This window comes from Pseudomonas sp. BIGb0558, assembly GCF_024807515.1.
GTDB classification, from domain to species: domain Bacteria; phylum Pseudomonadota; class Gammaproteobacteria; order Pseudomonadales; family Pseudomonadaceae; genus Aquipseudomonas; species Aquipseudomonas yamanorum_A.
This window is the reverse complement of record NZ_JANUEW010000014.1, coordinates 62,038-86,247: the sequence shown is the minus strand read 5'-3', so window position 1 is coordinate 86,247 and position 24,210 is coordinate 62,038. Positions and strand designations below refer to the sequence as shown.

Genomic DNA, 24,210 nt, shown 5'->3' with positions numbered 1-24,210 from the left:
GGCAACTGGGATCCCGGCGCAGTAGCATCGCCGGGATTCCTTAGCTGAGGCTTGTATGCTGATTCCCTACGATGCACTTGAAGTCGACACCCTGACCCGCCTCATCGAAGACTTCGTGACCCGCGACGGCACCGACAATGGCGACGACACGCCCCTGGAAACCCGCGTGCTGCGCGTGCGCCAGGCACTGACCAAGGGCCAGGCCCTGATCGTTTTCGACCCCGAGAGCGAGCAGTGCCAGTTGATGCTCAAGCACGATGTGCCCAAGCATCTGTTTGACTGAGAACTATCAGGGGTTGGGGACGGGCTGCCCCTGCCGGCTGAGAATCTTCTGATAGACCTCCGCCCGATGCACATTGACCCCCACTGGCGCTTCGACACCCAATTTTACTTGGGTGCCGCTCACCTCCAGGATGCGCAAGGTGATCTGGTCACCCACCGAGATTATTTCGCCTACCGCGCGGCTTAGTACCAGCATGGGATTCGTCCTTTTTGAATTACCGGACGCCGACCTTGCGCTACCCGCCTGTCACCATCAATGACCTTCAGGTTAAACAGGCATGCCTTACACGCCAGGGTAAATTACCCTACAGACAGGCAGTGAATAGTCGCGAATAGCATCCAAGAACTAAACGGCATGTTCATATTTGCAGGCGATCTCTGTGGCTAGAGAACTTGCTGTGGCGAGGGAGCTTGCTCCCGCTGGGGTGCGAAGCAGCCCCAAAACCTGCCGCCCAAGTCTTCCTGAAAGAATGCATTGACGTTGTTGGGGGCGCTTCGCACCCCAGCGGGAGCAAGCTCCCTCGCCACAGCAAGCTCCCTCGCCACAGCAAGCTCCCTCACCACAGCAAGCTCCTTGCCACGGCAAGCTCCCTCGCCACATCAGGTGCTCACCTGAAATTCAACCTTTCACCGCCTGCGACTGAGCTTTCGCCCGCATCTTGTCCGCCATCACGGTCATTTCGTCATACAGCAGCTGCGGGTTCTTTTGCTTCAGCGCCCAGGCCATGCGCCCCTGCTCGTGGGGCAGGATCATGAATTGCCCCTCAGCCACTTGCTGGTAGATGTAGTCGGCGATCTCTGCAGCGGTAATCGGTGAGCTTTCCAGCAACTTGCCCACCTGGGCCTTCATCGCCGGAGTCGGCCCGCGGAACGAGTCCAGCAGGTTGGTCTGGAAGAACGACGGGCACACCACATGCACGCCCACTTCCTGTTGTTTGAGTTCCACCAACAGGCTTTCGGACAGCGCCACCACACCAGCCTTGGCCACGTTGTAGTTGCTCATGGCCGGGCCTTGCATCAGCGCAGCCATGGAAGCGATGTTGATGATGCGGCCCTTGCTCTTTTCCAGCAGCGGCAGGAACGCCTTGCAGCCCTTGACCACGCCCATGAGGTTGATTGCGATCTGCCAGTCCCAGTCTTCCAGGGACAACTCGCTGAAGAACCCGCCCGACGCCACACCGGCGTTGTTGACGATCACGTCGATGCCACCGAGCTTTTCCTCACAGGCCTGTGCGAAAGCCGTGAGCTGGCTGTAGTCGCGCACGTCGCAGCGCTGGGTGAAACCTTCACCGCCGGCCTGGCGCACTAGCTTGAGGGTTTCTTGCAGGCCTGCTTCGGCGACGTCCGACAAGGCCAGCTGCCAACCCTCGCGGGCCCAGCGCAGAGCGATTTCGCGCCCCAGGCCAGACCCGGCGCCGGTGATCATCATGCGATTTTGCATAGGAAAGTAGCCTTGTGGTTCACGGAAGAAGTGAGCCGCAGTGTAGCGAAGGTTTTTGCGCCACCCACGCACCATCAGAGTGCTGAATGCCCCAGGCAAACCGTGGGCCGGGTCGGATAGCGGGAAACCCGCCAAGTTCAATTTATTTAAACTAAGGATGAATAGTTGCAACGCGCTTAAAGGAAATAAGCAAGTTAGCAAAATGCTTTAAAAAAACACGGAATTTTCTGACGAACGCACCGGTCGGAGTTATTAAGGCGTCCGTAATAGCTGTCGGGCTTACTCGTTAAATATCAGGTCTTTTCAGAAGACAATAAGGAAAACAAAACATGAGCCTCATTCTTATCATTATTCTGATCCTCCTGCTGGTCGGTGGTCTTCCAGTGTTCCCTCACTCGCGCAACTGGGGTTACGGGCCATCGGGTATTCTCGGTACCGTGTTGGTAGTGCTGCTGATTCTGTTGTTGCTCGGCAAGATATAACCGGTTTAACAGCGCAAAAAAAAGAGGCCTTGAAGGCCTCTTTTTTTATGCGCGGGTGTTTAGTCCGGCTTGCCGTCCACCACACCTGCGGTGTTATCCAGCAGGCTCTTGGTAGCGGTCTGCAGGAACGATTCGAGCTTCTGCTTCAACGCAGCCTCGTCCGGCGACTCTGGAATCACTTTCCCGGTAGGGTTGGCGCCCAGTTCGTATTCCCACAGCTTCGGTGGCATTTCCTTGGGCAGTACCAGCACACGGTCGCCGGTGAGCAAGGCCACGGTCTGGTCGCTGCCCGACGGCTTGATCACGCCGAAACCCTTGTCGCCTTCCGGCAGGTTGAGCAGGTCGCGGCCCCAGCACTGGTGCAGGGTGTCGCCGCCGAGGCGGCCCATGATGGTCGGCACGATGTCGATCTGGGTGCCGACGGTGTGGTCACGCTCGCCGAATTTTTCCTGCATGCCCGGTGCAATCATCAACATCGGTACGTTGAAGCGGCCCAGGTCCATCTCGGTGATCTGCTGTTCGTTGCCGAAGCCGTGGTCGCCCACAATCACGAACAGGGTTTCCTTGAAGTACGGCTCCTTGCGGGCCTTTTCAAAGAACTGGCCCAGGGCCCAGTCGGAGTAGCGCATGGCCGTCAAATGCTCGTTGAGGCTGCCACGGTCAGTGACTTTCTCAACCGGCAATGGCGTCGGCAACGCGTACGGCGTGTGGTTGGACAGGGTTTGCAGCAGCGCGTAGAACGGCTTGCCGCCTTCACGTGCCTTCAACTCTTCCAGGCCACGGCTGAACATGTCCTGGTCGGACACGCCCCAGGTCGGATCCGAGAACACCGGGTTGACGAAGTCATTGCGGCCGATGAAGTTGGTCATGCCCTGGTTGCTGAAGAAGCCCGACTGGTTGTCCCAGGCGAAGTCGCCGTTGTAGACATACACGTCGTCAAACTTGCGGGCGCTGAGCAACTGCGGCAGGCCCGAGAGCTTGTGGCTGCCTTCCGGCGTCTGCATCAGGTATTCGAAACCCGGCAGGTTCGGGAAGCAGGCCATGGTGGCGAACATACCCTGGTGGGTGTGAGTGCCGTTGGAGAAGAAACGGTCGAACAGCAGGCCTTCCTTGGACAGTTTGTCGAAGTACGGCGTGATGTTGCCCGGGCGGCCCAGGGCGCCCACCGAGTGACCGGCGAAGCTTTCCATCAGGATAACCACGACGTTCTTGATCGGCAGGGTCTTCTCGGCCGGCGGCGTGAAGTCACGACGCACGGCAGCGGTATCGGTATCCACCAGCTTTTCGGTCGGCAGCACCAGCATGTCGCGCACGGTCTGGGTGGCCAGAGGCTGCTCCAGGGTGGCTTTCCAGATGTTCGAACGCTCTTCGGAGAAGCGCGATTTCGCCGCCGAGATCAGCGACAACGTACCGTTGAGGCCCAGCTGGTTGGCGAAGTTCGAGTCGGTGGTGTACACGTCACCCCAACGCAGTGGCGGGCCCTGACGCAGGGTGCCACGGATGGCGACCACGGCCACCAGCAGGCAGACCACGAACACCGCGATGCGTGTGTACCACGGCGCCACCTGGCGGGTGCCGATGCTGCCACCGCTGAACGGGCCGCGTGGGCGCGTTGCACGGTCGGCGCCTTTAAAGGCGATGCTCAGGATCAGCGTGCCCACGGCCCAGGCCAGCAGGTAGCGCACCACCGGAAAACCGTACCAGAGCATGCTCATCACGGTTTTCGGGTCTTCCTTCACATACTGGAAGACCAGGCCGTTGAGGCGCTGGTGGAACTCGCGGTAGAAGTCCATCTCCATCAGGCCCAGGAACAGCGCGATGCTCGACGCGACCGTCAGCCACAAGCGGAAGAACCCGCGCGCCGCCATGGCCCGCACGCTGAACAAGGCCAGCAGCAGCGGGACCAACACGTACATCACCAGGCGGATATCCAGGCGCAGGCCGTTGGCGAATGCTTCAAGGAAGGTCGAGGCCGGTGTGTCGAGGATCATTTCGCGGTTGTAGACCAGCAGCGCCAGGCGCAGCAGGGAGAACATCACCATCATGATCAAGGCACAAAGCAGCGTGTACGCCAGATGGGATTTGACGGTCGGTTGCAGCAAGCGATTAGAAGCTCGCTGCTGATTCAGGGCGTCCGGGTTTGCCATGTCGTTTTAGGACCCATTGGAAGTTTAAGTTGCGAATGAATACAGCGGCGCCCCGCCCTCGCCCAGGCTGGCTGGGGTAGACGGTGAACGCAATGGCGCAAATGGTGCCCGATCAACGCCGGCAACGCCATTGATTACTCACTCCGGCCGTTTGTTGGCACTCGTCTTAGAGCACTCGGACAGGAAAATAGCCGGCGAATTGTCTTGGATGGAATGTGAAAATTTTGTACAGCGAATATCTCGACACACAAAAAACAACGGGATTGTAGCGGCCAACTTACGGCCGTATCTTTGCCCCCTGCCCTTTTGGATCGCCCCGATGATGTTTTATTGCTATCACCCAAGTCCGCTCGGGCCGCTGTTACTGGCGGCGGATGAACAAGGGCTGCGCCTGTTGTATATGGACGTGCATCAATGCCCGGTGCAGGCGGACTGGATCCCGGCAACTAATGAACTGGATGAAGTGCGTCGGCAACTGGATGAGTATTTCGCGCGCAAGCGGGAAGTGTTCGACCTGACATTGGCACCGGTGGGTACGCCGTTTCAGCAGCAGGTCTGGCAGGCGTTGTTGCAGATCCCGTACGGGCGCACCTGGACGTATGGCGAACAGGCCCAGTACCTGGAAAATCCCAAGGCGATCCGCGCGGTGGGCACGGCCAATGGCGCCAACCCGATATCCATCATCATTGCGTGCCACCGCGTGGTGGGCAGCGATGGAACATTGGTGGGGTTTGGCGGCGGGATTGAAAACAAGGTGAAGTTGCTGGAGCTGGAAGGCAGCTGGTTGATCTAACCCACAATGGGGTACCCGCGTAGCAGCTGTCGAGCTTAAGCGAGGCTGCGTTCGCGGTTTGCCTGACACACCGCAGACGCAGCCTCGCTCAGGCTCGACAGCTGCTACGCAGATCTTCAGATCCGCACGTTGCCGCGCGGCCCGGCGATCGCCCAGATGATCAAGCCCAACACCGGCAGCAGCAGGATCAGCAGGATCCACAGCACTTTGGCGCCGGTACCCGCGCCGCTTTTGAACACGTTGATGATCGCCCAGATATCCAGCGCGAGGATGATCAACCCGATCAGACCATTAAAAGTGGAACCCATGGTATCGCTCCTAAGTGAGGGCTTGCCTGCTTAGGATAGTCAGCCGTGGCCAGGGGTTCCGTTTTATTTCAGACGTGCACCGCAACCCGCAGGGCTTCCAGGGACGGTTCGCCCTTGATCCCGACTTCAGCGCACAACTCCAGCACCCGTGGCACGTCGTTGCCGTAGACCAGCACGGCCTGAATCTCGTCGTCCAGCAGTTGGCTGAAGTTGACCAGCACGTAGCCGCCGTTTTCCGGGTTGAGGGCACTCATCTGGATCTGGATGCGGTTCAGTGCGGTCAGGGCTTCGGTCTTGGCCAGTTGCTTGGGCTTGAGGTTGAACGCCACGCCGGGGCCGAAGGAGGCGACGATCTGGGCAAACAGGTCCAGGTGAGTGTCGGCCTGGAACAGCACGGTGTCGGGCAGGCTGCCGACGACGATCCACTCGCCCAGGGGAATCGGGAAAGTGTCGTCGTAGTTGATGTCTGGGTTGGCGGCCAGGAAAGCGTCAGGATCGGCGTAGGCCTGGGCCGCTTCGTCAGCCACCTTGGCGATCTCGGATTCGCTCATGCAGCCGGAGCTGATTTTGCTGATGAGTTCGACGAGTGCGGTTTTCATGGGGTGGTCCTGTGGCGGGGCTGATTTTGAGGGCGCAAAGCCTACACCAGTTTTTGCAACTGCGCCGCCGTATCCACCGCCCCCATGGTCTGGGCCGCTGCCAGCGCGGTCACGCCCTGGGCATCGGTGGCCTTGGGGTTGGCGCCCTGGCTGATCAGGTAATCCACCATTTCGGTACGGTTGAACATCGCCGCCATCATCAGGGCCGTGCGGCCATCGGAAGACGCGCCCTCGACCAACGCACCGCCTTCGATCAACGCCTTGACCACCGGCAGGTTGCCCTTGAACGCCGCGCCGGCAATCGGCAGCTGGTTCTTGTCATTGGCAATCTGTGGGTCGGCCTTGAATTCCAGCAGCACTTTCACGGCATCGACATGGCCGTGGTAGGCAGACAGCATCAACAGCGTATCGCCATTGTGGTTGCGCAGGTTCGGCGGCAAGCCCTTGGCCAGCAACGCAGCCAGCATCGCGGCGTCGCCCTTGCGCGCCACGTCGAACACCTGCTCGGCAAATTCGGCGGCTTCGTCTTCGGTCATTTGTTTGGCTTGGTCTGACATGTGGGGCTCCTTGTCTGGTGTTTCATAAGGCGTCCAGTCTCGCGACGGAGTTCCCCACTGTCATGCCTTTTTTCCCAAAAGCGGCGATAGCCAGAATCAATAACGGAACTTGCCCGCCTGGATGTCCGCCAGCAGTTGCCCGGTGACCGGCACGTAGCTGTCCGATCCCGGCAGCCAGGCAAAGATCGGATCATCGCCCGCCTTGTCCGGGTCGAATGCCTCCTCCTTGAGTTTTACCTTCTGGTATTTGAAGGTGCCGGTCGTCTCCATCTTTACTTTGATCCGCAGGAACAATGGCACCGCATACGCCGGCAACTGCCCGTGGGCAAACGTCAGCAGCTCGCGCATGTCCAGGGATGCCAGGGATTCAGCGGGCGTGATGGCCGCCATGCCGGCGCGGCCATTGGTGTTTTCGATCTCTACGCCGTAGGCCACCACTTCGGAAATCTGCGGGTGCTGCAGGAAGATGTTCTCGACTTCGGTGGTGGAGACGTTTTCGCCTTTCCAGCGGTAGGTGTCCCCCAGCCGGTCAACGAACTGGGCGTGACCGAAACCGATATTGCGCAGCAGGTCGCCGGTGTTGAAGTAGCGGTCACCCTTTTCGAACACATCGCTGAGCACCACCTTGCGGTTCTTCTCGGGGTCGGTGTAGCCGTCGAAAGGTGCCTTGTCATCGATCCGGGCCAGCAACAAGCCCTGGCCGCCCTTCGGCACTTCGCGCATGAAACCGTCACTGCCGCGAATTGGCTCACAGCTGTCGTGGGCGTAGTCCACCAGTGCCCAGTGCATCAGAGAAAAGCCGATGGTGTTGTCGAAATTCAGCACGTTGGTGAAGCCGATATTGCCGTCGCTGGCGGCGTACAGCTCACAGATGTGATCGACGCCAAAGCGCTGCTTGAACTCGGCCCAGACGCCGGGGCGCAGGCCGTTGCCGATCATCTTCGTCACCCGGTTGTCACGGTCCAGCTCACTGGCGGGCTGGTCGATCAGGTAGCGGCACAGCTCGCCGACGTAGCCCAGGGTGGTCGCGTTGAAGCGGCGCACCTCGTCCCAGAACTGGCTGGCGCTGAATTTGCGGCGAATGGCAAACCCCGACGCCCCGGCAATTGCCGAACCCCAGCACACGCACAGGCCGGTGGCGTGATACAGCGGCAAGGTGCAATAGACGACGTCTTCGGGGCCCATATCCAGGGCGATGGTGCCGAAACTGGCCGAGGACTTCATCCAGCGGCCGTGCTTGAAAATGCCGGCCTTGGGCAAACCGGTGGTGCCGGAGGTGTAGATATAGAAGCAAGGGTCGTTGAAGTAGATCTGCTGGGTGCTGGCGGGATTTTCCAGCGAATGGTCAGCGCTTGCGGCCATCAGGTCGACATAACCCGCCGGCACGTTGTCCGGCTGCTGATCGGCGACAAACCAGGTTTTATCCGCCTGGATGCTCACTTGGCTGCGAACCACCTCGTAGGCGCCTACCAACTCGGCACCGACCACGATCGCCGCCGGCGTCACCAGGTTGAGGCTGTGCACCAGTGCGGCCTGGGTTTGCGCGGTATTGAGCATCGCGCAAATGCCGCCGACCTTGGCCACGGCCAGCACGTTGAGCAACAACTCGGGGCGGTTCTCGATAAACAACGCCACCACGTCGCCCTTGCCGATGCCCTGCGCTTGCAGGTAGTGGGCCATGCGGTTGGCCTGCTGGTTGGCCCGGCGGTAGCTGAGCACCTTGTCGCCATACAGCAGTGCGGCGCCATCAGGGTTGCGTTGGGTGGCTTGCTCGAAGGTCCAACCGAGGCCGCATGGCTGGTCGGGGTCGGTGATGTTGGCAACGCGGATACCGCGGACCAATCGCGGCAACGCACGGACAATGGTGGGCACCTTACGCAGCATCATGCCCCAGGTGATCATGTCACTTGGCGGGTGGTTCATGGTGGGAACGTCCTTTTTCTTATTGTTCGTATGACCCTCAAACACCCTTTGCACCGTAAGACTGGCGCCGGATGCCTTGCAGGAAAATACGCCAGCCATTCTTTGGCTGTACATGCAGGATTTGAAAAGTTTTGTATCCCATAAGGAAAAGGAATTTAACCGCCCGTTTCGCGGTCACTATGGAAGACCTGCCTTGCGCGCCTGCGGATAAATCTTACGCAGAACCACGCAAAATGCAGGATGCACGATGGCCATTCATGCAAATTGCACGAAACTGAAAATCTTAAAATTTTTCAAATCACTGATTTATAACGATTTTTTAAGATAACCAGTACTGGCACAATCACTGCACCTATCACTCCACGCTGCAAAACACGAGCTAACGGAGCTGATAGACATGAGCCTGATCCAAGATAAGTTTTCTTCTGTGTTCTCCAATTTCGACGTCACCACCCAGGCGCGTCCGGATGGCGGCATCCTGCTGACCTTGCGTAACAGCGAAGGCAAGCAGATCAAACGTTCGATCTCTTATCAGCAGTTGCACACGGCCGACCAACTCACTTGGGTCATCAGCGCCATTCGCCGTGACCTGGCTGAACAAGCCAGCGATCTGCCGCAGATTTCGATGCTGCAAAGCCAGAACCGCTTTGCCCTGCCGACTTACCATTCGGCCTGATAGTTTTGCCGCAATGAATAAGGCCGTGATGCGCTGACGCATCACGGCCTTTTTATTGACACAACTGCAGCTTGAGCGCCTCGTTCACGGCCTGTACCCGATTGCATACCTGCAACTTGCCGTAGATGTTGCGCAGGTGAAACTTCACCGTGGCTTGGGAGATTGAGCGAATCCTGCTGATTTCCCACACTGTCTTACCCTCGACTGCCCAGCGCAGAATCTCCAGTTCCTTAGGTGTCAGGGGTTTGCCTGACAATACCGTGCGTGCCTTGCTTTTGACGGCAATGGGCGTGTGATCTGTTTCAGTGGACGGTCGTTCCAGCTGCTTTGGGCCGCTCATTTCTGCCTCCCCCACTTCCATAGGCCTTTGTAGCGCCGACATTCGGATTCCTCCTATTGACAGGCATTCAAATAATTAGGGGAGAGAGAGTTACACAAAGAGTGGAAATATTAAGTCAGTGCCGCGATAAACATCTGTTACTTACAGACCTTTAAGTTTCTTCCCACAACATTTTCCAACGCATATGGGTTGAAGTTTAAAACAGCCTCAACTACCGAGGCTGTTTCCTCAACATCCCTTCGGACTCAGTCCTCCAGGCGCGCAAATCCTGTGGCAATGGTATCGCCGGTCAGGTTGATCGCCAGCCCTTCTTCGCCGTTGAACAGGCGGATCACCACAAAATGCGGGTTTTCCCCCATGTCGAACCAATGGGCGATGCCGCCCGGGATGGCGATCAGGTCGTTTTTCTCGCAGAACACCGCGTACACATAATCCTCGATGTGCAGGGTAAACAGGCCACGTCCGGCGACGAAGAAGCGTACGTGATCCTGCGCCAAACGGTGTTCGTCGAGCCGTTCGGCACGCAGTTCGGCTTTCTGCGGATGGTCGTTGCTGATACTGACGACATCGACGTGGGTGTAGCCGCGCTCGGTCATCAGTTGGTCGATGGGCTGCTGATAGGCGGCAATGATTTCAGCCTCGCTGGCACCCGCCTCAAGCCGGGCGGCGGCCTGCCAGCGCTGGAAACCCACGCCCAGTTCGGCCAGGGTCGAGGCAATATCGTCGAGGTGAGTCAGCACCTTGTTCGGGGTGTCGGGGGTGGAGACGGGGTAAACCGCGAGATAGCTCATCAAACTCTTCCTCTGTCACGGGAAAGGCTCATGGCCTCTCCTCTTGCAATCGAATGCCAATGATTATGGCGGCGGCCAGGGCCGCAAGGCTGGCAATGCTGAAGGTCAGGGTCGGCCCCAGCAGGTTCCAGCTGTAACCTGAATAGAGTGCGCCCAATGCGCCGCCGGTACCGGCCAGTGCGGCATACAGTGCCTGGCCCTGGCCCTGCTGGCGAGCGCCAAAGCTGCGTTGCACGAACTGGATGGCCGCCGCGTGAAAACTGCCGAAGGTCGCCGCGTGCATCACTTGCGCCAACAACAGCACCCAGAAAAATTCGGCGAATGAGCCCAGCAGCAACCAGCGCACGGCCGCCAGCAGGAAACTCGCCATCAGCACCCGGCGTACCGAAAAGCGCGTGAGAACCCGGCTCATGGCCAGGAACATCAACACTTCGGCGACCACGCCCAACGCCCACAGCATGCCGATCACCCCACGGCTGTAGCCCAGGTGTTCAAGGTGCAGGGTGAGGAAGGTGTAGTACGGGCCGTGGCTCATTTGCATCAACGCCACACAGGCGTAAAACGCCAGCACGCCGGGGCTGCGCAGTTGTCGCAGAAAGCCGTCACCGGCCAGGCGATTGCCCTGGGTCAACGGCTGCGCATTCGGCACCCAGAGACTGGCACCGATGATGCCCGCCATGATCACCACAACCACCACCGGGTAGATGTCCAGGCTCAGCCAGTCGAACAGGCGCCCCATGATCACCACGGTGAGAATAAAACCGATGGAGCCCCACAGCCGCACCTGGCTGTAGCGTGAGGTCTGGCCCTGCAGGTGCGCGAGGGTGATGACTTCAAACTGCGGCAGCACCGCGTGCCAGAAGAACGCGTGCAACGCCATCACCAGCGCCAGCCAGGCGTAGGTCTTGCTGACAAAGATCAGCGAGAAGCTCACCAGGGTACACACCGCGCCAAAGCGCACGATGGCCAGGCGCCGGCCGGTGTAGTCCCCCAGCCAGCCCCACAGGTTGGGGGCCACGCAGCGCATCAGCATGGGGATGGCCACCAGCTCGCCGATGCGCGCGCTGGAGAACCCCAGGTGATCGAAGTACAGCGCCAGGAACGGCGCCGTCGCCCCCAGCAGGGCGAAATAGAACAGGTAGAAGCTGGAGAGTCGCCAGTACGGGAGTGCTCCCGTCAGCATAAGTGGCTTGTGGCGAGCGAGCTTGCTCGCGCTGGGTCGCGAAGCGGCCCCGATAGAAGCGCCGCATTTTTCCAGGTAACACCGGGTTGCAGGCTTTGGGGCTGCTTCGCAGCCCAGCGCGAGCAAGCTCGCTCGCCACACACCGTCACAGCTGGCCCAACACCGGCGTACTGACCTTCACATCGGCGTTCTGTCCGCGATGGCGCAACAGGTGATCCATCAGCACGATAGCCATCATCGCTTCGGCAATCGGCGTGGCACGGATGCCCACGCACGGGTCGTGACGACCCTTGGTGATCACGTCCACCGGGTTGCCGTGCACATCGATCGAACGGCCCGGCGTGGTGATGCTGGACGTTGGCTTGAGGGCCAGGTGCGCAACAATCGGCTGGCCGGAGGAGATGCCACCGAGGATGCCGCCGGCGTTGTTGCTGAGGAAACCTTCCGGGGTCAGCTCGTCACGGTGCTCGGTGCCACGCTGGGCCACGCAGGCGAAGCCGGCGCCGATTTCCACACCCTTGACGGCGTTGATGCTCATCAGCGCATGGGCCAGTTCGGCGTCGAGGCGGTCGAAGATCGGCTCGCCCAGGCCCGGCATCACGCCTTCGGCAACCACGGTGATCTTGGCGCCGACGGAATCCTGGTCGCGGCGCAACTGGTCCATATAGGCTTCCAGTTCCGGCACCTTGTCCGGGTCGGGGCAGAAGAAGGCGTTGTCTTCGACGCTGTCCCAGGTCTTGAACGGGATTTCGATCGGGCCGAGCTGGCTCATGTAGCCGCGAATCACGATGCCCTGGGTGGCCAGGAATTTCTTGGCAATCGCCCCCGCCGCCACGCGCATCGCGGTTTCCCGCGCCGAACTGCGGCCACCGCCACGGTAGTCGCGTTCGCCGTACTTGTGGTGGTAGGTGTAGTCGGCGTGGGCCGGGCGGAACAGGTCCTTGATCGCCGAGTAGTCCTTGGACTTCTGGTCGGTGTTGCGAATCAGCAGGCCAATGGCACACCCGGTGGTGCGGCCTTCGAACACGCCGGAGAGGATTTCGACTTCATCGGCTTCCTGGCGCTGGGTAGTGTGGCGGCTGGTGCCGGGCTTGCGGCGGTCGAGGTCACGCTGCAGGTCTTCCAGGGACAACTCGAGGCCCGGCGGGCAGCCGTCGACAATGGCGACCAACGCCGGGCCATGGCTTTCGCCCGCGGTGGTAACAGTGAACAGCTTGCCGTAGGTATTGCCGGACATGCAGGGCGCTCCGTGAAATCAGTTGAATCAAGTCAACCGTAATAACTTAAGGCGGCCAGTATACGCAGGCTAACCGACTAGTTCATCCTCGAAACCTTACCGGTAGACGTTGGTCCAACCGGCACCTTCCTCATGATGGCGCGATGATGCTGCGAGTTCTGCTTTTGACCCTCACCCTGTTTTCCAGCCTTGGCTTCGCCGCCTCCCCTGTCGTGCTGCAACGGCCTATCAGCCTGGACACCGGCAGTGGCGAGCTGTTTGGCTCGCTGTTGTTGCCCAAATCCGACAAGCCAGTGCCGGTGGTGCTGATCATTCCCGGCTCCGGCCCCACCGACCGCAACGGTAACAGCGCCGATGGCGCACGCAACGACAGCCTCAAGCGCCTGGCCTGGGTGCTGGCCAGACACAACATCGCCAGCGTGCGCTACGACAAGCGCGGTGTAGCCGCCAGCCTTGCCGCCACCCCCGATGAACGCAACCTGACCCTGGATGCCTACGTGTCCGACGCCGTGGCCTGGGGCAAGCTGCTCAAGGCCGACCCGCGCATGGGCCCGCTGATTGTGCTGGGCCACAGTGAAGGCGCACTGGTCGCCGCCCTCGCCGCCCCGCAGCTCAACCCGGCCGGGGTGATTTCCCTGTCCGGCAGTGCGCGCCCGGTGGACCAGGTGATCCGCCAGCAACTGGCCGACCACATGCCACCGGCGCTGCTGCTACGCAGCAACCAGATTCTCGACCACCTCAAGGCCGGCCAGGTGGATGCCGACGTACCCACGCCGCTTGAGGGCATTTTCCGACCCAGCGTGCAGCCTTATCTGATCAGCCTGTTCCGCGCCGATCCGTCGGCAGCGTTTGCCAAACTGAAGATGCCGGCGCTGATCGTCCAGGGCACCAATGACCTGCAGGTCGGCGTGGCCGACGCGCAACAACTGCAGAAGGCCAAGCCCGACGCCGAGCTGACGGTGATCGAGGGCATGAACCACGTGATGCGGATCGTGCCCAATGACGTGAAGCAGCAACTGGAATCCTATAACGACCCTCAGTTGCCGCTGGCTGCCGAACTGGGCACGCGCCTGGTTCGCTTTATCGACGGACTTCGCGCCAGTTAAGCGAGTATTCCCCCTCCAGTCCTGAGTAAAACGGCCGATAAGCCATGGGTCGACAGCAAAAAGCCTGTCGGCCCGCAGAGCTTGGACAGGATCGCGCCGAATGACGAACACCGAAGCAACACCCGAATCTACCGCCGAGAGCACGGCTGAAACCGAAGCCGCCGCATCGGCCGCGTTACCGTGGGCGGAGGTCCAGGCCGAACATTTCAAGATGCTGCGCCTGGCCCCTCTGGCCACCGATCGCTCCACCGGCGTGAGGCCACTGCGCTTTGTGCAGTTTGGCTGGGCCGAACGCAATAACAAGGACCACAGCCTGCTGCGCATGGTCATTCAGTTGCCTGGCCAGCGGGTACGCCGGGAACAGAATCACCTGGATATCTGGGTCGATCACGCCACCCAGCGGGTGCACTTTGGCCCGGGCAACAGCCTGGAGATCGAACCGGCGAACCGCGGTATCGGCCGTTTCCTGGTAGCCCAGGGCGCTGCCTGGGCGAAAAAGAAGTGGGCGCACTATCGTGTCGACGGCGTTGACCTGGCCAACAAGGACGCGCTCAACGAAGCCACGCGCCTGCGCCGGGATCACTTCCTGCGCATTCAGGGGTTTGATGTGGCGTATGCCGATGTCCAGCATCTGAAGGGCAACGTGCAGCCGGGCAAGGTCAGTGACGTGCTGGACAGCTGGAACACTGAAAAACTGCAGTTCGTGGAGATTCTGGAAGCGGCGCAAATGCTGCAACAGGCCGAGCAGAACCTGGCCGAGCAGGAAGTGAAACTGCGCAAGGAAGAGGAAAAGGTCACCAAGTTCAAGCGCGAAGACAGCGGGCTGCGCTTCACGATTACCTGCCTGGTGGCGTTTACCGTGTTTCAGGCGGGGTTGTTGATCTGGATTGCGACGCATCGGTAATCCTTCTGCAGAAACCGGATACCAATGTGGGAGCTGGCTTGCCTGCGATAGCGGTGTATCAGCCGGCATCCCCGGCAATGACACTCCGCTGTCGCAGGCAAGCCAGCTCCTACACTGACCGCATTCCTGCCGTTAGATCAGACCCTGGCGGCAAACACCGCCTGATGCGCCCGGCACTGCTCAGCCGTCAACATGAACACACCATGCCCACCACGCTGGAACTCCAGCCAGGCAAAGTCGACTTCCGGGTACAACGCCTCGACGTGAACCTGGCTGTTGCCCACTTCGACAATCAGCAAGCCCTTCTCGGTCAAGTGATCTGCCGCCTCGGCCAGCATCCGCCGAACCAGGTTCAACCCGTCATCGCCGCACGCCAGGCCCAATTCCGGCTCGTGCTGATATTCGTCCGGCATGTCGGCAAAGTCTTCGGCATCGACATACGGCGGGTTGGACACGATCAGGTCAAAACGCTGGCCAGGCAAACCATCAAAGCAATCGCCCTGCACGGTGTACACCCGCTCGTCGACGCCATGGCGCTCGATGTTCTGGTTGGCCACTTCCAGCGCTTCAAAAGACAGGTCGCCCAATACCACTTCGGCGTCCTGGAACTCGTAGGCGCACGCAATACCGATGCAACCGGAGCCGGTGCACAGGTCAAGGATGCGCGCCGGCGGTGTGCCCAGCCACGGTTCGAAGCGGTTTTCGATCAGTTCGCCAATCGGTGAGCGTGGAATCAACACGCGCTCATCGACGATAAACGACATGCCGCAGAACCAGGCTTCCTTCAACAGGTAGGCGGTCGGCACGCGCTCGTGGATGCGGCGGTGCAGCAACCGTTGCACGTGGGAGATTTCCTCTTCTTCCAGGTTGCAATCCAGGTAGCTGTCGGCAATTTCCCATGGCAGGTGCAAGGCGCCGAGCACCAGTTGCCGAGCTTCATCCCAGGCGTTGTCGGTGCCATGGCCGAAAAACAGGTCTTCCCCATGGAAACGGCTGACGGCCCAACGGATATGGTCGCGCAAGGTGCGCAGGCGAGAAGTGATCACGGGGGCAAGCTCCTGGAAAAAACGACCGGCGATTCTAACAGCCTTAAGCTGTACCGACGATGTACGAAAAAACCCTTTGCCGCACGTCGGATTTCATCTTAATTGGGCTTTTTGCCTAAACGTAGTGCCCTATTGACATCGCTACACGCCAACAACGGCGTACCTTACGATGGTAGCGATTCACAGAAGCGCTCAGCCAGAGGACAATGTCACAAAAGCCCCACTCACAGGAGCCCCAGAATGTCCGTTCCAAAGACGATGTTTCAACTCAGCGGTCGTGGTTACGCAGCGGCGAACCTGAACCATGCGACCCTCGTGATCATCGACGCCCAGAAGGAATACCTCAGTGGTCCCCTCGCCCTGTCGGGCATGGACTCTGCTGTCGAAAACATCAAGCAACTGACCGCTGCCGCGCGCAACGCCGGGCGCCCGATCGTGCACGTGCGCCACCTCGGTACGGTGGGCGGGCTGTTCGATCCCCAGGGCGAGCGCGGTGAATTCATCCCGGGGCTTGAACCCCAGGCTGACGAAACCATCATCGGCAAGCTGCTGCCCAGCGCCTTCCACGGCACCGGCCTTGAAAAGCACCTGCAAGACCTCGGCTCCCTGGACCTGATCGTCTGCGGCTTCATGAGCCACTCCAGCGTCAGCACCACCGTGCGCGCGGCGAAGAATCTGGGTTTCCGTTGCACCCTGGTGGAAGACGCCTGCGCCACCCGCGACCTGCCTTACAAAGGCGGCATCCTCAGCGCCGACCACGTGCAGCAGACCGAAATGGCCATCATGGCTGACAACTTCGCCACCCTCGCCTTGACCAAAGATCTGATCTGATCGACCTTCGATGAGCGGGTAGCCACCCGCTCATCCGCAAAAGCCTCTCATTTGCTGCAATTGCCTCTGTACCCGGAACAACCTGTGTATCTTCCGGTCGAAGGGCCGATACCCTGGAGGAAAGGTCGGAATGAAGATATCCGATGGTTTTGATGCACGTCGCTTGCGCCCCAAGGGCCCGAGCAACTGGCGTCTGCGCATCGGCGCCGGCTTTGCCGCGCTGTTTGCGATAGCGGGTGTGCTGCTGGCAATTGCCGGCGCCGCTGGTTTGTTTGGACACTCACCGGCCCTGGGCGAGCTGAATGCCAGCCCTGGCGGTTCTGCCATACTGTTGGTGATCGGCCTGCTGGTGCTGTGGTTCGGCCTATGGCTGTGGCGCCGTTGCCGTCGGCGCATGCGCCAACCCTTGTCACTGAACATCGCCTCGCACCTGATGAAAAAGCACGACTGATGGCGCACAGATAGCGTTTGTTGCGCATCAAGCCGCCGCGATTAGGTAAACTGCCCGCCCTTCGCGGAGGCTGACATGCAAGACGACGATTTTTCCCTGTTCAAGAACGAGCTGCGCGGCGTCAAGCCGATCAAGCACGATCGCGCCGAAACCGGCAAACCCAAGACCGACCGCGCCCAGATCGCCAAGCTGCGCCAGGCGGCGACCGTGCGCACGGACGCCACCACCGTGGACGGCCTGTCGGACCAATTCGTTATTGATGTAGGTCCCGAAGACGAGTTGATGTGGGCCCGCGACGGCGTGCAGGAAAGCCAGATGCGCAAGCTCAAGGTCGGCCAGATCCCGTTCGAGGGCAGCCTTGACCTGCATGGCATGAACGTCGAAAAAGCCCGCGAAACCCTCTGGGCGTTTCTTGCCGAAGCCACCAAATTCGAAATCCGCTGCGTGCGCGTCACCCACGGCAAGGCCGTGCGCCTGGACGGCAAGCGGCCGATGATCAAAAGCCACGTCAACACCTGGCTGCGCCAGCATTCCCAAGTGCTCGGCTTTACCTCGTGCCAGCCGCGCCACGGCGGCGCTGGCGCGGTGTATGTGATGCTCAAGCGCACCATGATGGAAGGCCGCGACGAGTAACAAGTGCCATCGTCAGGCTTGCAGCGATGTGTCGGCCACCGTACCCTTGCCGTTTGCGAAAATCCCACAGGTAGTTTCATGTCCCTGGAACAGAATTACACCGCGATTTTCAGAGGGTAGTGGTAAGTAGCGAAAGCCAATGTTTCCGGGGGGTTGCTTACCCAGCAGCACCCGGATTTACCCTGCCAAACACGGTCATTGGTACAAAAAGTGGTACGAGCCGCGGCGCTCCCAACTCTCAGCTGGAAGACTTACAACCAGCTCGACAAGGTAAGGAATACAGGCATGCCAAACACTACTGAATACCTTGATCGCGCCAGAGAGAAAGCAAACCTTGCCTATGATCGACACTGTGAGCAATGGGAGCTAATCCAAGACAAGCCGGCGCCCACTTTAGAAGATTTAGATGCTTGGCTGTCTGCTCGAGCTTCGCTTCACAAAGCAGAAGATGAGTTTGAGAGCATCATCCGCCAGATGCACCCTAGATAAGGTCCTATCGCACAACTGGCCTAGATCACCTTGAGAACCACCATGTCAAGGTGACCCCTGAACATCTGTAACCGATTGATCCATAAGGGAAAGTACGCTCTTTAGAAAGCTACCGAAGTCCCAGCTTCACCCTATAAGAATCAATAACTTAGCGTTGTATATTCCTACAGTGGTTCCCACTTCCCGGCGTTCTGCCGACTGAACACAACACTCCATCTCGCCGAGCGTGGTCTATGATCACCGCTGGACCGAACAACACAAAAGGATGCGTATGGATACGTTTGCAATTTTCGGTGCTGGCGGGTTTGGCCGTGAGATCATGCCTCTGGTAGCTTCAACTATTCGCGGTTCGCGCCTGGTCTTCATTGATGACCGACTTGCAGGAACCAGCGTCAACGGCTTTGAAGTGATCTCAGGCGACGAGTTTGCTGGCCTGGATGGCGACCGGTTCTTCAATATCGCAATTGCCGGCAGCCAGGTACGCGAGACGATCGCCAATCGCATGATCGCCGCGGGCGCCAAGCCATTCTCCATATCTGCCAGCAACACGCTGAGCCTCACCAACAACGAAATTGGCGAAGGCGCGATCATGTGTCCCTTCTCGATGGTGACATCGAACGCCAAGATCGGCAGATTCTTCCATGCCAATCTATACTCGTACGTCGCGCACGACTGCGTCATTGGTGACTTTGTGACGTTCGCGCCAAGCGTCCATTGCAATGGCGCCGTGGTGATCGGGGATCACGCCTATATCGGTACTGGGGCAGTCATCAAGCAAGGCGCCCCAGACCGCCCCATCGTGATCGGCGCCGGCGCTATCGTTGGGATGGGCGCCGTGGTCACCAAGAGCGTTGCACCGAATACAACGGTCGTTGGCAACCCGGCCAGGGTTCTGGAGCGGGGGCAGAACGGCTGAGGCGAAACCACGCAGCAGTCAACACAGTCAGCACCAATGACCCAGTCAATACCGCTGGGCTACCTATTCGCGGCCTGAGAAAGCCACTCCTGATAATCGAGCCAAAGTTAGTGTTAACGTTTACGTTATTAAACTTGGCTCGCGCATTCACAGACACGGTGTCGATACAGTGATTCATCGCCGATACATTCCCGCATCGCTCACCGCCGCTATTGTTGATGCGCGTTGAATCTTGCCATTCTACGACAACACCCCATGCATTTTGAGCCGGCCCAACGTCCGGGTGAACATTACCCTAGTAGTCGTTCTGTCCACTAAAAAACCCAGCTGCTTTACGAAGATTGGTAGCTCGCCGGCTCATAAGATCCATGCATTTATCCATCTCGATCTGCGGCAGCCTCAGGCATGCGAGAGTGTCTTGCTCAACGTCATGGGACGCCGAAAAAATGAATAGCCCATTCCGACAACTCCTAGAGTGAAAATAAAGTAAACGCCGTACAACGACTTTGCCATAACCATTGCCACCTCTTGGATTGATTTATCGAGGCTACCGCAAAGATCCCGTTAATGCAGGCGAATCGATTGCACTTCCCCCTCCCCGGTATCCTGCAGAGCGCACACAAAACAATCCTTAGCCCACTGCTCTAAGCCCCACTGCTAAGCTGTTCACTCCACCAGAGGAACGCCGATGCCCAACTCAGACCTGCTCCCTTCTCTGCTCTCCAAGCTGTAGAAAAACAGCTGGCCCTTGAAGCCTCGATTATGGAGTTATCGAACTGGGTCGAACTGCGCGGTTCCGCTGACGTGGCCGAAAACGTGCGCGGCGCTCTGCACACCATCGATGAGAACGAAGAGTTCATCAAGCTGACCCTGGCCGTGCTGATGGCGCCTGACTGATCGTCGGGCAAACCTGCAGTTCGTCGCCTCAAGCCTTCCCCTTGGCCAAATCTCGAATACTGTATGTAAACACAGCTTTCGGAACTCCACCTCATGAACATCGACGAAGACACCTGCGAGTGGCTTGGATGCCCTACACCCCTGGAAGTGTACAAACACCACTGCTCGATGATCGAAGATGAGCTAGCCGATCTGCAGGTGCAACTCCGCAAAGCACGGGCGAACATATCCGGCCTGGTGCAGATGAATGATGTGCTGGCCGCAGGTAAGGGCAACGCAGAGAGCGCACTGAAGGCAGCGCTGATGGAACTCGGCGAATTAAAGCGAACGTCCATAGAGCACGCCATTCTAAGCATGAAGCTTGTTGCCGAGCAGCGCGACTACCTGCTCAAGGAGAACCAGCGGCTGCTGAAGGAACTAAAGAAAATCACAGCACAGGCAAAATGACATCTGCTTTTGGCTTTACGTGTGCAATTTGTATAGAATTCGACACGAAATTGAAACATGCCAGAAATAAAAAAGGAAAAAACATGCAACGGATCGCCTTTGCGAACGCATTACGCGGCATCGCAGCAATCTGTGTGGTCATTGCCCACTACATCCTGATGTTCAACTATCTCCGCGGCGAATTTGGCGGCCTTCCGGCACTTACAGAGAACCCGTTTCCAAGCATGATGATCAGCGTCTTCAACCCGCTCGACAACTTGAACATGGGCGCGTTCGGTGTTGCTTTGTTCTTCCTGATCAGTGGCCTGGTGATTCCAATCTCAGTCGCCAGCCTGCAAGACAAGCAGCTCGCAAAAACGAAGTTTGTCATAGGTCGATTGTTCAGGATCTGGCCTACCTACATTGTCGGGCTGCTGATCACGCTCGGCGCGCTTGAGGTTGCTGCGGGCTACATGGGTTACACAACCTCATACACTGCACCACAAGTCCTGATGCAGATGTCGTTGTTCCGTGACTGGTTCGGCAGCTCGACACCGTTGGACGGGGTTGTGTGGACGCTTGAAGTGGAAATCAAGTTCTACCTAGTCGTGCTTCTGTGTTGGTCAATGATTGGCAGGGGCAAGCTCTTTCCTCTGTTCGCCCTTGGTATCGCAACCATCATGGCCGCGAACCTCTATCCGGGGAATATCTACCAGACTGGACCGCTTGCCGCCTTTGTTTACCCGATCAAATACATCTTCTTCATGCTGATCGGCGTGGCGTTTAACTATCACTTCCGAGGCTTGCTGAGTCTTGAACGGCTGTTTGCCATTTCCGCAGGGATGCTTTGCGTCTTCGGTTACAGCTGTCTCACAGAGGGGTGGCAGATCGAGGTTATCGTTTCCTACTGTGCTGCCTTTGCACTGTTTACGGCCTTCTACCTGCTGGCCCAGGACTGGAGTGGCGGCCCGGTGTTCGACTTCCTCGCGAATATCAGTTATCCGCTGTATGCATGCCATGGCGCCTTTGGCATCGTAGGGATGCGCATCATGATCGACCAAGGCATCAGCGAAATTCCGGCATTGATTACTCAAACAGCCGTAACGATCTTGTTATCTTGGCTGATACACAAGGCCATCGAAAACCCGACTCATATCCTTGGCAAGAAGATCGCGAGATCAATCGACGGTCCTAAAAACCTGCGGCACGTTCCGCTGTAACATAAAAAAGCCCGCACAATGCGGGCTTTTTTTTGCCTGTTTTTAGGAAAACGGCTGTGGATTAACGATGTAACAATCGACACTATCGTCACTGATGTATGTGTCGAGGGCGAGCGGACTGCCTATTTCTGGCCTCAAGAATCCGCTACGAATAGATGCAAACGTTACAGCGGCGTTCACCGTATTCAGCCTGGCCCGGGTGTTTACGAACACGGTGTCGATACTGTAGGTCATCGCCGCACCGTTGCCGCACCGCTCGCCGCCAGAGTTAACAATTTTGGTCGAGTCCTGCCCCTCTACAACCACCCCCCAGGCATTTTGCTCAGGGCCTACGCCGGCTTCGGTACCGGTGCAGTAGCTATTCAGGATCAGGTTGTTCTCACCGCCGTTGTCGAGCAGCAGCATGCAGCGACCGGTCCAATCCACCGACGTGATGTTTTCAAGTACGCACTGCTGCGCGTAGTGCATGTGCAGCCCGACAGTAGCGTTACCGGTGAACTCCAGGTTACGGATGTAGACGTTCTGGATTGGCGTGCACTTGGCGACGATGGCGCCCAGTGGGTGTTCACGCTTGATCACGCGGTTGATGATCAACGATCCGGCCAGCACAAAGATGACCTGGCGGACTTCCATAGGCCCATCCAGAGGAAGCGGCATATTTGGGAAGTCGGTCGACGCGTCAGAAATCACGATCCAGTCGCCGTTGGTGTACTGCGACGAGTCACCGACAAAGATCTGAGTCGTGTTCACATGAGCGATGGCGGTTAGGTAGCTGGCCGGGCGCACATTGCCCTGGTAGTCGATAGCCGCATAGCTCGGATTTGACGGCTGATCTGGGTGCCTGCCCACACCAGTGCAGTCGATTGTCACCTTGTCGATGCCTGGCGCTGGCTCAATAATCTGCCCGCTATACGGCCAGTTGTCGTCACGATTCAGAAGAACGGTGGTGCCGATCGGGCAATCGGTTCCGTTGATTTGGAGCCAACGATAACCAGCTTTCAGCAGGGCTTGGATGCGCGGGCCATTATCGTTCTCGGGGTCCGGGGTGAATACGTAAGGGGTATCTCTATAAATCGGCATTAAATCTCTCTTAATTCTTCTATTTTTTGCGCCAAATCGGCACCGATCAACTGTACATTCATACAGTAATTTTATAAAGGAGTTGCGCAAGCTATTGATAATATTGTTTTTATCTTTTTTTTGGAGAAAGTATTTTCTATCCTGTCAAGACCTACCGTTTATACATTTTATCGCAATCAGCGAGCAATCGCCCTGACGTACGCCTGGCACGCCCGCAGCGCGATCAATCCTTGGTCGCCGGCGTCGGTGATGCCGATAATTCGTTGAGCATGCGCCGGGTCAAGTTGGGCTCTACGGGCTGCATGAACCAAGCCGACGGCGCCGGGGGTGGCAGGCACGTCGCAGCCACTGGCTGAATCCGTGGCGTCGAGAAGGACTGACAGCCGCACATCAGCAGTAGCAAGGCGGTCACGCAGCAGAGCCTGGTTGCGCTGGGCATCGGATAATTCCTTGGTGTGTTGTTGGTCGGAGGCGGCCAGTTGCCGCTCGGTGGACAGGCGCTTGTCTTGTTCGGCACGGACTTGGGCGGTCGCGGCATTGCCGATCGCGTCGAGGTCCGTCTGAAACTGCCCCGCCTGCTTTGCCAGCTTCCCGTCATACCGCCAATCCTGCACCTGCCAGGTCACACCCGTGGCGGCCGCCATCAGCACCAGGATCAGCACTGCCAAGCCGGCCAGTTTCTGCACCGGCGTCATGCCAGCACCTTCAGCGCTTTGTCGTAGAGCGCCTGGCGGTCGGCCAGTCCGGTGGTGCCGCCATTGATTCGGCGGGTGATCTTCAGAAAATCGCTCTGGTCCGCCAGGGTGTTCAGCCCGCGGGAGGACCAGAACCACGCCGCCGACATTGCGGCGTACTGCGGCTGCTCGAGCAGTTCCGGCTGATTGATCAGGTCCAGGCCCAGGGCCTCGCCGCACGCCGCATAGTTGGCCCGGCCAGTGACCTGGATCAGACCACGGCCACGGTATTTGAAGCCATCGCCATTCACTTTGTTGCCCAAATCGGAACGACCTTCGTACCCAGCTTGCTGCGGCGTGGGGCCCCACAACTCTTTCAGCCAGCGGAACTGTCCCGACTCATGCCCGACTTGGGCAATAAACGCGGCAATGCGCAGTCGAGTGACGATTCCGTACTTGGTCATCGCCGTATTCAGCACAGGAACAAAAACGCTGGCTTGGCGGCCGGCGTTCGGGAGTATCTGCAGCAACTGCTGCTCAGTAATAGGCATGCTTTTCTCCAGGCAATAAAAAGCCCGCTCAGCGGCGGGCCTTGGAAGGTTGGTTTCTACGCCGCGGCGGGCGCGTAGTTGTCGTCGTCTGCGTAAAATACGGGTGAATATTCGCTCGCAGTAAATGGGGTCGACGATGTCACCGCGCATCAGCCAGGGCACTGGCAGGCCCAACCCAGCGCACAAGAACAACTTGATGCAATAAACCCAGGCCGTCGCCAGTAGCG

28 protein-coding genes and 1 pseudogene are annotated in these 24,210 nt (G+C 58.7%); 14 read left to right on the top strand and 15 right to left on the bottom strand.

All coding sequences use genetic code 11. The features are described from left to right. The first annotated feature begins 55 nt into the window (after window positions 1-55). A complete protein-coding gene (locus tag M2400_RS18365) occupies window positions 56-283 on the top strand; it encodes a YheU family protein (RefSeq protein ID WP_003192759.1) in 228 nt (75 codons plus the stop codon). Window positions 284-289: 6 nt separating this feature from the next. Here M2400_RS18365 and csrA read toward each other — a convergent pair whose 3' ends face one another. Both csrA and M2400_RS18355 read right to left on the bottom strand, forming a co-directional pair. After that, window positions 290-478, bottom strand: coding sequence for a carbon storage regulator CsrA (csrA, locus tag M2400_RS18360; protein WP_177046253.1), 189 nt, complete (start codon window positions 476-478; stop codon window positions 290-292). A gap of 423 nt (window positions 479-901) precedes the next feature. Next, on the bottom strand, window positions 902-1,723 hold the full coding sequence (locus M2400_RS18355; RefSeq protein WP_259197471.1) for an SDR family oxidoreductase: 822 nt from the start codon (window positions 1,721-1,723) through the stop codon (window positions 902-904). Between the two features lie 329 nt (window positions 1,724-2,052). Between M2400_RS18355 and M2400_RS18350 the strand changes: the two genes are divergently transcribed. Beyond that, entirely contained in the window at window positions 2,053-2,205 is a 153-nt protein-coding gene (locus M2400_RS18350; RefSeq protein WP_003216767.1) for a DUF3309 family protein, read from the top strand. A gap of 59 nt (window positions 2,206-2,264) precedes the next feature. Here M2400_RS18350 and M2400_RS18345 read toward each other — a convergent pair whose 3' ends face one another. Further along, window positions 2,265-4,352, bottom strand: coding sequence for an LTA synthase family protein (locus M2400_RS18345; protein ID WP_177046257.1), 2,088 nt, complete (start codon window positions 4,350-4,352; stop codon window positions 2,265-2,267). 322 nt (window positions 4,353-4,674) lie between these two features. On the opposite strand from M2400_RS18345, the gene M2400_RS18340 reads away from it, so the two are divergent. Further along, the gene (locus tag M2400_RS18340; RefSeq protein ID WP_259197500.1) at window positions 4,675-5,145 is read left to right on the top strand and encodes a methylated-DNA--[protein]-cysteine S-methyltransferase; all 471 of its coding nucleotides are present in this window, start codon (window positions 4,675-4,677) and stop codon (window positions 5,143-5,145) included. Window positions 5,146-5,261: 116 nt separating this feature from the next. On the opposite strand, the gene M2400_RS18335 is transcribed toward M2400_RS18340, so the two are convergent. From M2400_RS18335 to M2400_RS18320, 4 genes are all read right to left on the bottom strand, one after another. Continuing rightward, window positions 5,262-5,453 (bottom strand): PLDc N-terminal domain-containing protein, encoded by a 192-nt coding sequence (locus M2400_RS18335; RefSeq protein ID WP_010176042.1) that lies wholly within the window; start codon window positions 5,451-5,453, stop codon window positions 5,262-5,264. Between the two features lie 68 nt (window positions 5,454-5,521). After that, complete coding sequence (locus tag M2400_RS18330) at window positions 5,522-6,052, bottom strand: hypothetical protein (protein WP_259197469.1); 531 nt, start codon at window positions 6,050-6,052, stop codon at window positions 5,522-5,524. A 41-nt stretch (window positions 6,053-6,093) separates the two neighbouring features. Then, on the bottom strand, window positions 6,094-6,609 hold the full coding sequence (locus M2400_RS18325) for an ankyrin repeat domain-containing protein (protein WP_010176046.1): 516 nt from the start codon (window positions 6,607-6,609) through the stop codon (window positions 6,094-6,096). 96 nt (window positions 6,610-6,705) lie between these two features. Beyond that, window positions 6,706-8,532 carry a long-chain-acyl-CoA synthetase gene (locus M2400_RS18320; protein WP_259197468.1) on the bottom strand — a complete coding sequence of 609 codons (1,827 nt, stop codon included), beginning with the start codon at window positions 8,530-8,532 and terminating at the stop codon, window positions 6,706-6,708. 397 nt (window positions 8,533-8,929) lie between these two features. On the opposite strand from M2400_RS18320, the gene M2400_RS18315 reads away from it, so the two are divergent. Further along, window positions 8,930-9,208 (top strand): DUF3509 domain-containing protein, encoded by a 279-nt coding sequence (locus M2400_RS18315; protein WP_003216777.1) that lies wholly within the window; start codon window positions 8,930-8,932, stop codon window positions 9,206-9,208. 52 nt (window positions 9,209-9,260) lie between these two features. Here the strand turns inward: M2400_RS18315 and M2400_RS18310 are convergent, their stop codons facing one another. The 4 genes from M2400_RS18310 to aroC all read right to left on the bottom strand — a co-directional run bounded on the left by M2400_RS18310 (window position 9,261) and on the right by aroC (window position 12,759). Next, window positions 9,261-9,548, bottom strand: a complete 288-nt coding sequence (locus M2400_RS18310; protein ID WP_177115845.1) for a response regulator transcription factor — start codon at window positions 9,546-9,548, stop codon at window positions 9,261-9,263. A 245-nt stretch (window positions 9,549-9,793) separates the two neighbouring features. Next, on the bottom strand, window positions 9,794-10,339 hold the full coding sequence (locus M2400_RS18305) for an acireductone dioxygenase (RefSeq protein ID WP_177046263.1): 546 nt from the start codon (window positions 10,337-10,339) through the stop codon (window positions 9,794-9,796). A 28-nt stretch (window positions 10,340-10,367) separates the two neighbouring features. Continuing rightward, complete coding sequence (locus tag M2400_RS18300; RefSeq protein ID WP_259197499.1) at window positions 10,368-11,519, bottom strand: MFS transporter; 1,152 nt, start codon at window positions 11,517-11,519, stop codon at window positions 10,368-10,370. Between the two features lie 148 nt (window positions 11,520-11,667). Further along, window positions 11,668-12,759, bottom strand: a complete 1,092-nt coding sequence (gene aroC, locus M2400_RS18295; RefSeq protein ID WP_177121045.1) for a chorismate synthase — start codon at window positions 12,757-12,759, stop codon at window positions 11,668-11,670. A 143-nt stretch (window positions 12,760-12,902) separates the two neighbouring features. Between aroC and M2400_RS18290 the strand changes: the two genes are divergently transcribed. Together M2400_RS18290 and M2400_RS18285 are read left to right on the top strand one after the other, a co-directional pair. Further along, a complete protein-coding gene (locus M2400_RS18290) occupies window positions 12,903-13,865 on the top strand; it encodes an alpha/beta hydrolase (RefSeq protein WP_177046264.1) in 963 nt (320 codons plus the stop codon). Window positions 13,866-13,965: 100 nt separating this feature from the next. Then, window positions 13,966-14,769: a hypothetical protein gene (locus M2400_RS18285; RefSeq protein ID WP_177046266.1), complete on the top strand. Its 804-nt coding sequence runs from the start codon at window positions 13,966-13,968 to the stop codon at window positions 14,767-14,769. Window positions 14,770-14,906: 137 nt separating this feature from the next. Here the strand turns inward: M2400_RS18285 and prmB are convergent, their stop codons facing one another. Further along, window positions 14,907-15,815, bottom strand: coding sequence for a 50S ribosomal protein L3 N(5)-glutamine methyltransferase (prmB, locus tag M2400_RS18280; RefSeq protein ID WP_259197467.1), 909 nt, complete (start codon window positions 15,813-15,815; stop codon window positions 14,907-14,909). Between the two features lie 240 nt (window positions 15,816-16,055). Here prmB and M2400_RS18275 point away from each other — a divergent pair, with 240 nt between their 5' ends. The 8 genes and pseudogenes from M2400_RS18275 (at window position 16,056) to M2400_RS18240 (ending at window position 21,678) form a co-directional block, all read left to right on the top strand. After that, the gene (locus M2400_RS18275; RefSeq protein ID WP_177075533.1) at window positions 16,056-16,646 is read left to right on the top strand and encodes a cysteine hydrolase family protein; all 591 of its coding nucleotides are present in this window, start codon (window positions 16,056-16,058) and stop codon (window positions 16,644-16,646) included. Window positions 16,647-16,776: 130 nt separating this feature from the next. Next, window positions 16,777-17,097 (top strand): hypothetical protein, encoded by a 321-nt coding sequence (locus tag M2400_RS18270; RefSeq protein WP_177046270.1) that lies wholly within the window; start codon window positions 16,777-16,779, stop codon window positions 17,095-17,097. Window positions 17,098-17,172: 75 nt separating this feature from the next. Next, window positions 17,173-17,730, top strand: coding sequence for a Smr/MutS family protein (locus M2400_RS18265; protein WP_177046271.1), 558 nt, complete (start codon window positions 17,173-17,175; stop codon window positions 17,728-17,730). A 285-nt stretch (window positions 17,731-18,015) separates the two neighbouring features. Continuing rightward, window positions 18,016-18,219, top strand: coding sequence for a hypothetical protein (locus tag M2400_RS18260; RefSeq protein ID WP_259197466.1), 204 nt, complete (start codon window positions 18,016-18,018; stop codon window positions 18,217-18,219). Between the two features lie 271 nt (window positions 18,220-18,490). Next, entirely contained in the window at window positions 18,491-19,135 is a 645-nt protein-coding gene (locus M2400_RS18255) for an acetyltransferase (RefSeq protein WP_259197465.1), read from the top strand. A 688-nt stretch (window positions 19,136-19,823) separates the two neighbouring features. After that, window positions 19,824-20,032, top strand: a pseudogene (locus tag M2400_RS18250) (hypothetical protein). Between the two features lie 93 nt (window positions 20,033-20,125). Further along, a complete protein-coding gene (locus M2400_RS18245) occupies window positions 20,126-20,479 on the top strand; it encodes a hypothetical protein (RefSeq protein ID WP_259197464.1) in 354 nt (117 codons plus the stop codon). Window positions 20,480-20,562: 83 nt separating this feature from the next. After that, complete coding sequence (locus M2400_RS18240) at window positions 20,563-21,678, top strand: acyltransferase (protein ID WP_259197463.1); 1,116 nt, start codon at window positions 20,563-20,565, stop codon at window positions 21,676-21,678. Between the two features lie 42 nt (window positions 21,679-21,720). Here M2400_RS18240 and M2400_RS18235 read toward each other — a convergent pair whose 3' ends face one another. From M2400_RS18235 to M2400_RS18225, 3 genes are all read right to left on the bottom strand, one after another. Next, window positions 21,721-22,758, bottom strand: a complete 1,038-nt coding sequence (locus tag M2400_RS18235) for a hypothetical protein (protein ID WP_259197462.1) — start codon at window positions 22,756-22,758, stop codon at window positions 21,721-21,723. Between the two features lie 176 nt (window positions 22,759-22,934). After that, window positions 22,935-23,453 carry a lysis protein gene (locus tag M2400_RS18230; RefSeq protein WP_259197461.1) on the bottom strand — a complete coding sequence of 173 codons (519 nt, stop codon included), beginning with the start codon at window positions 23,451-23,453 and terminating at the stop codon, window positions 22,935-22,937. Beyond that, window positions 23,450-23,983, bottom strand: coding sequence for a glycoside hydrolase family 19 protein (locus M2400_RS18225; protein ID WP_259197460.1), 534 nt, complete (start codon window positions 23,981-23,983; stop codon window positions 23,450-23,452). Before M2400_RS18225 ends, M2400_RS18230 begins: the two co-directional genes overlap by 4 nt. Window positions 23,984-24,210 lie beyond the last annotated feature (227 nt).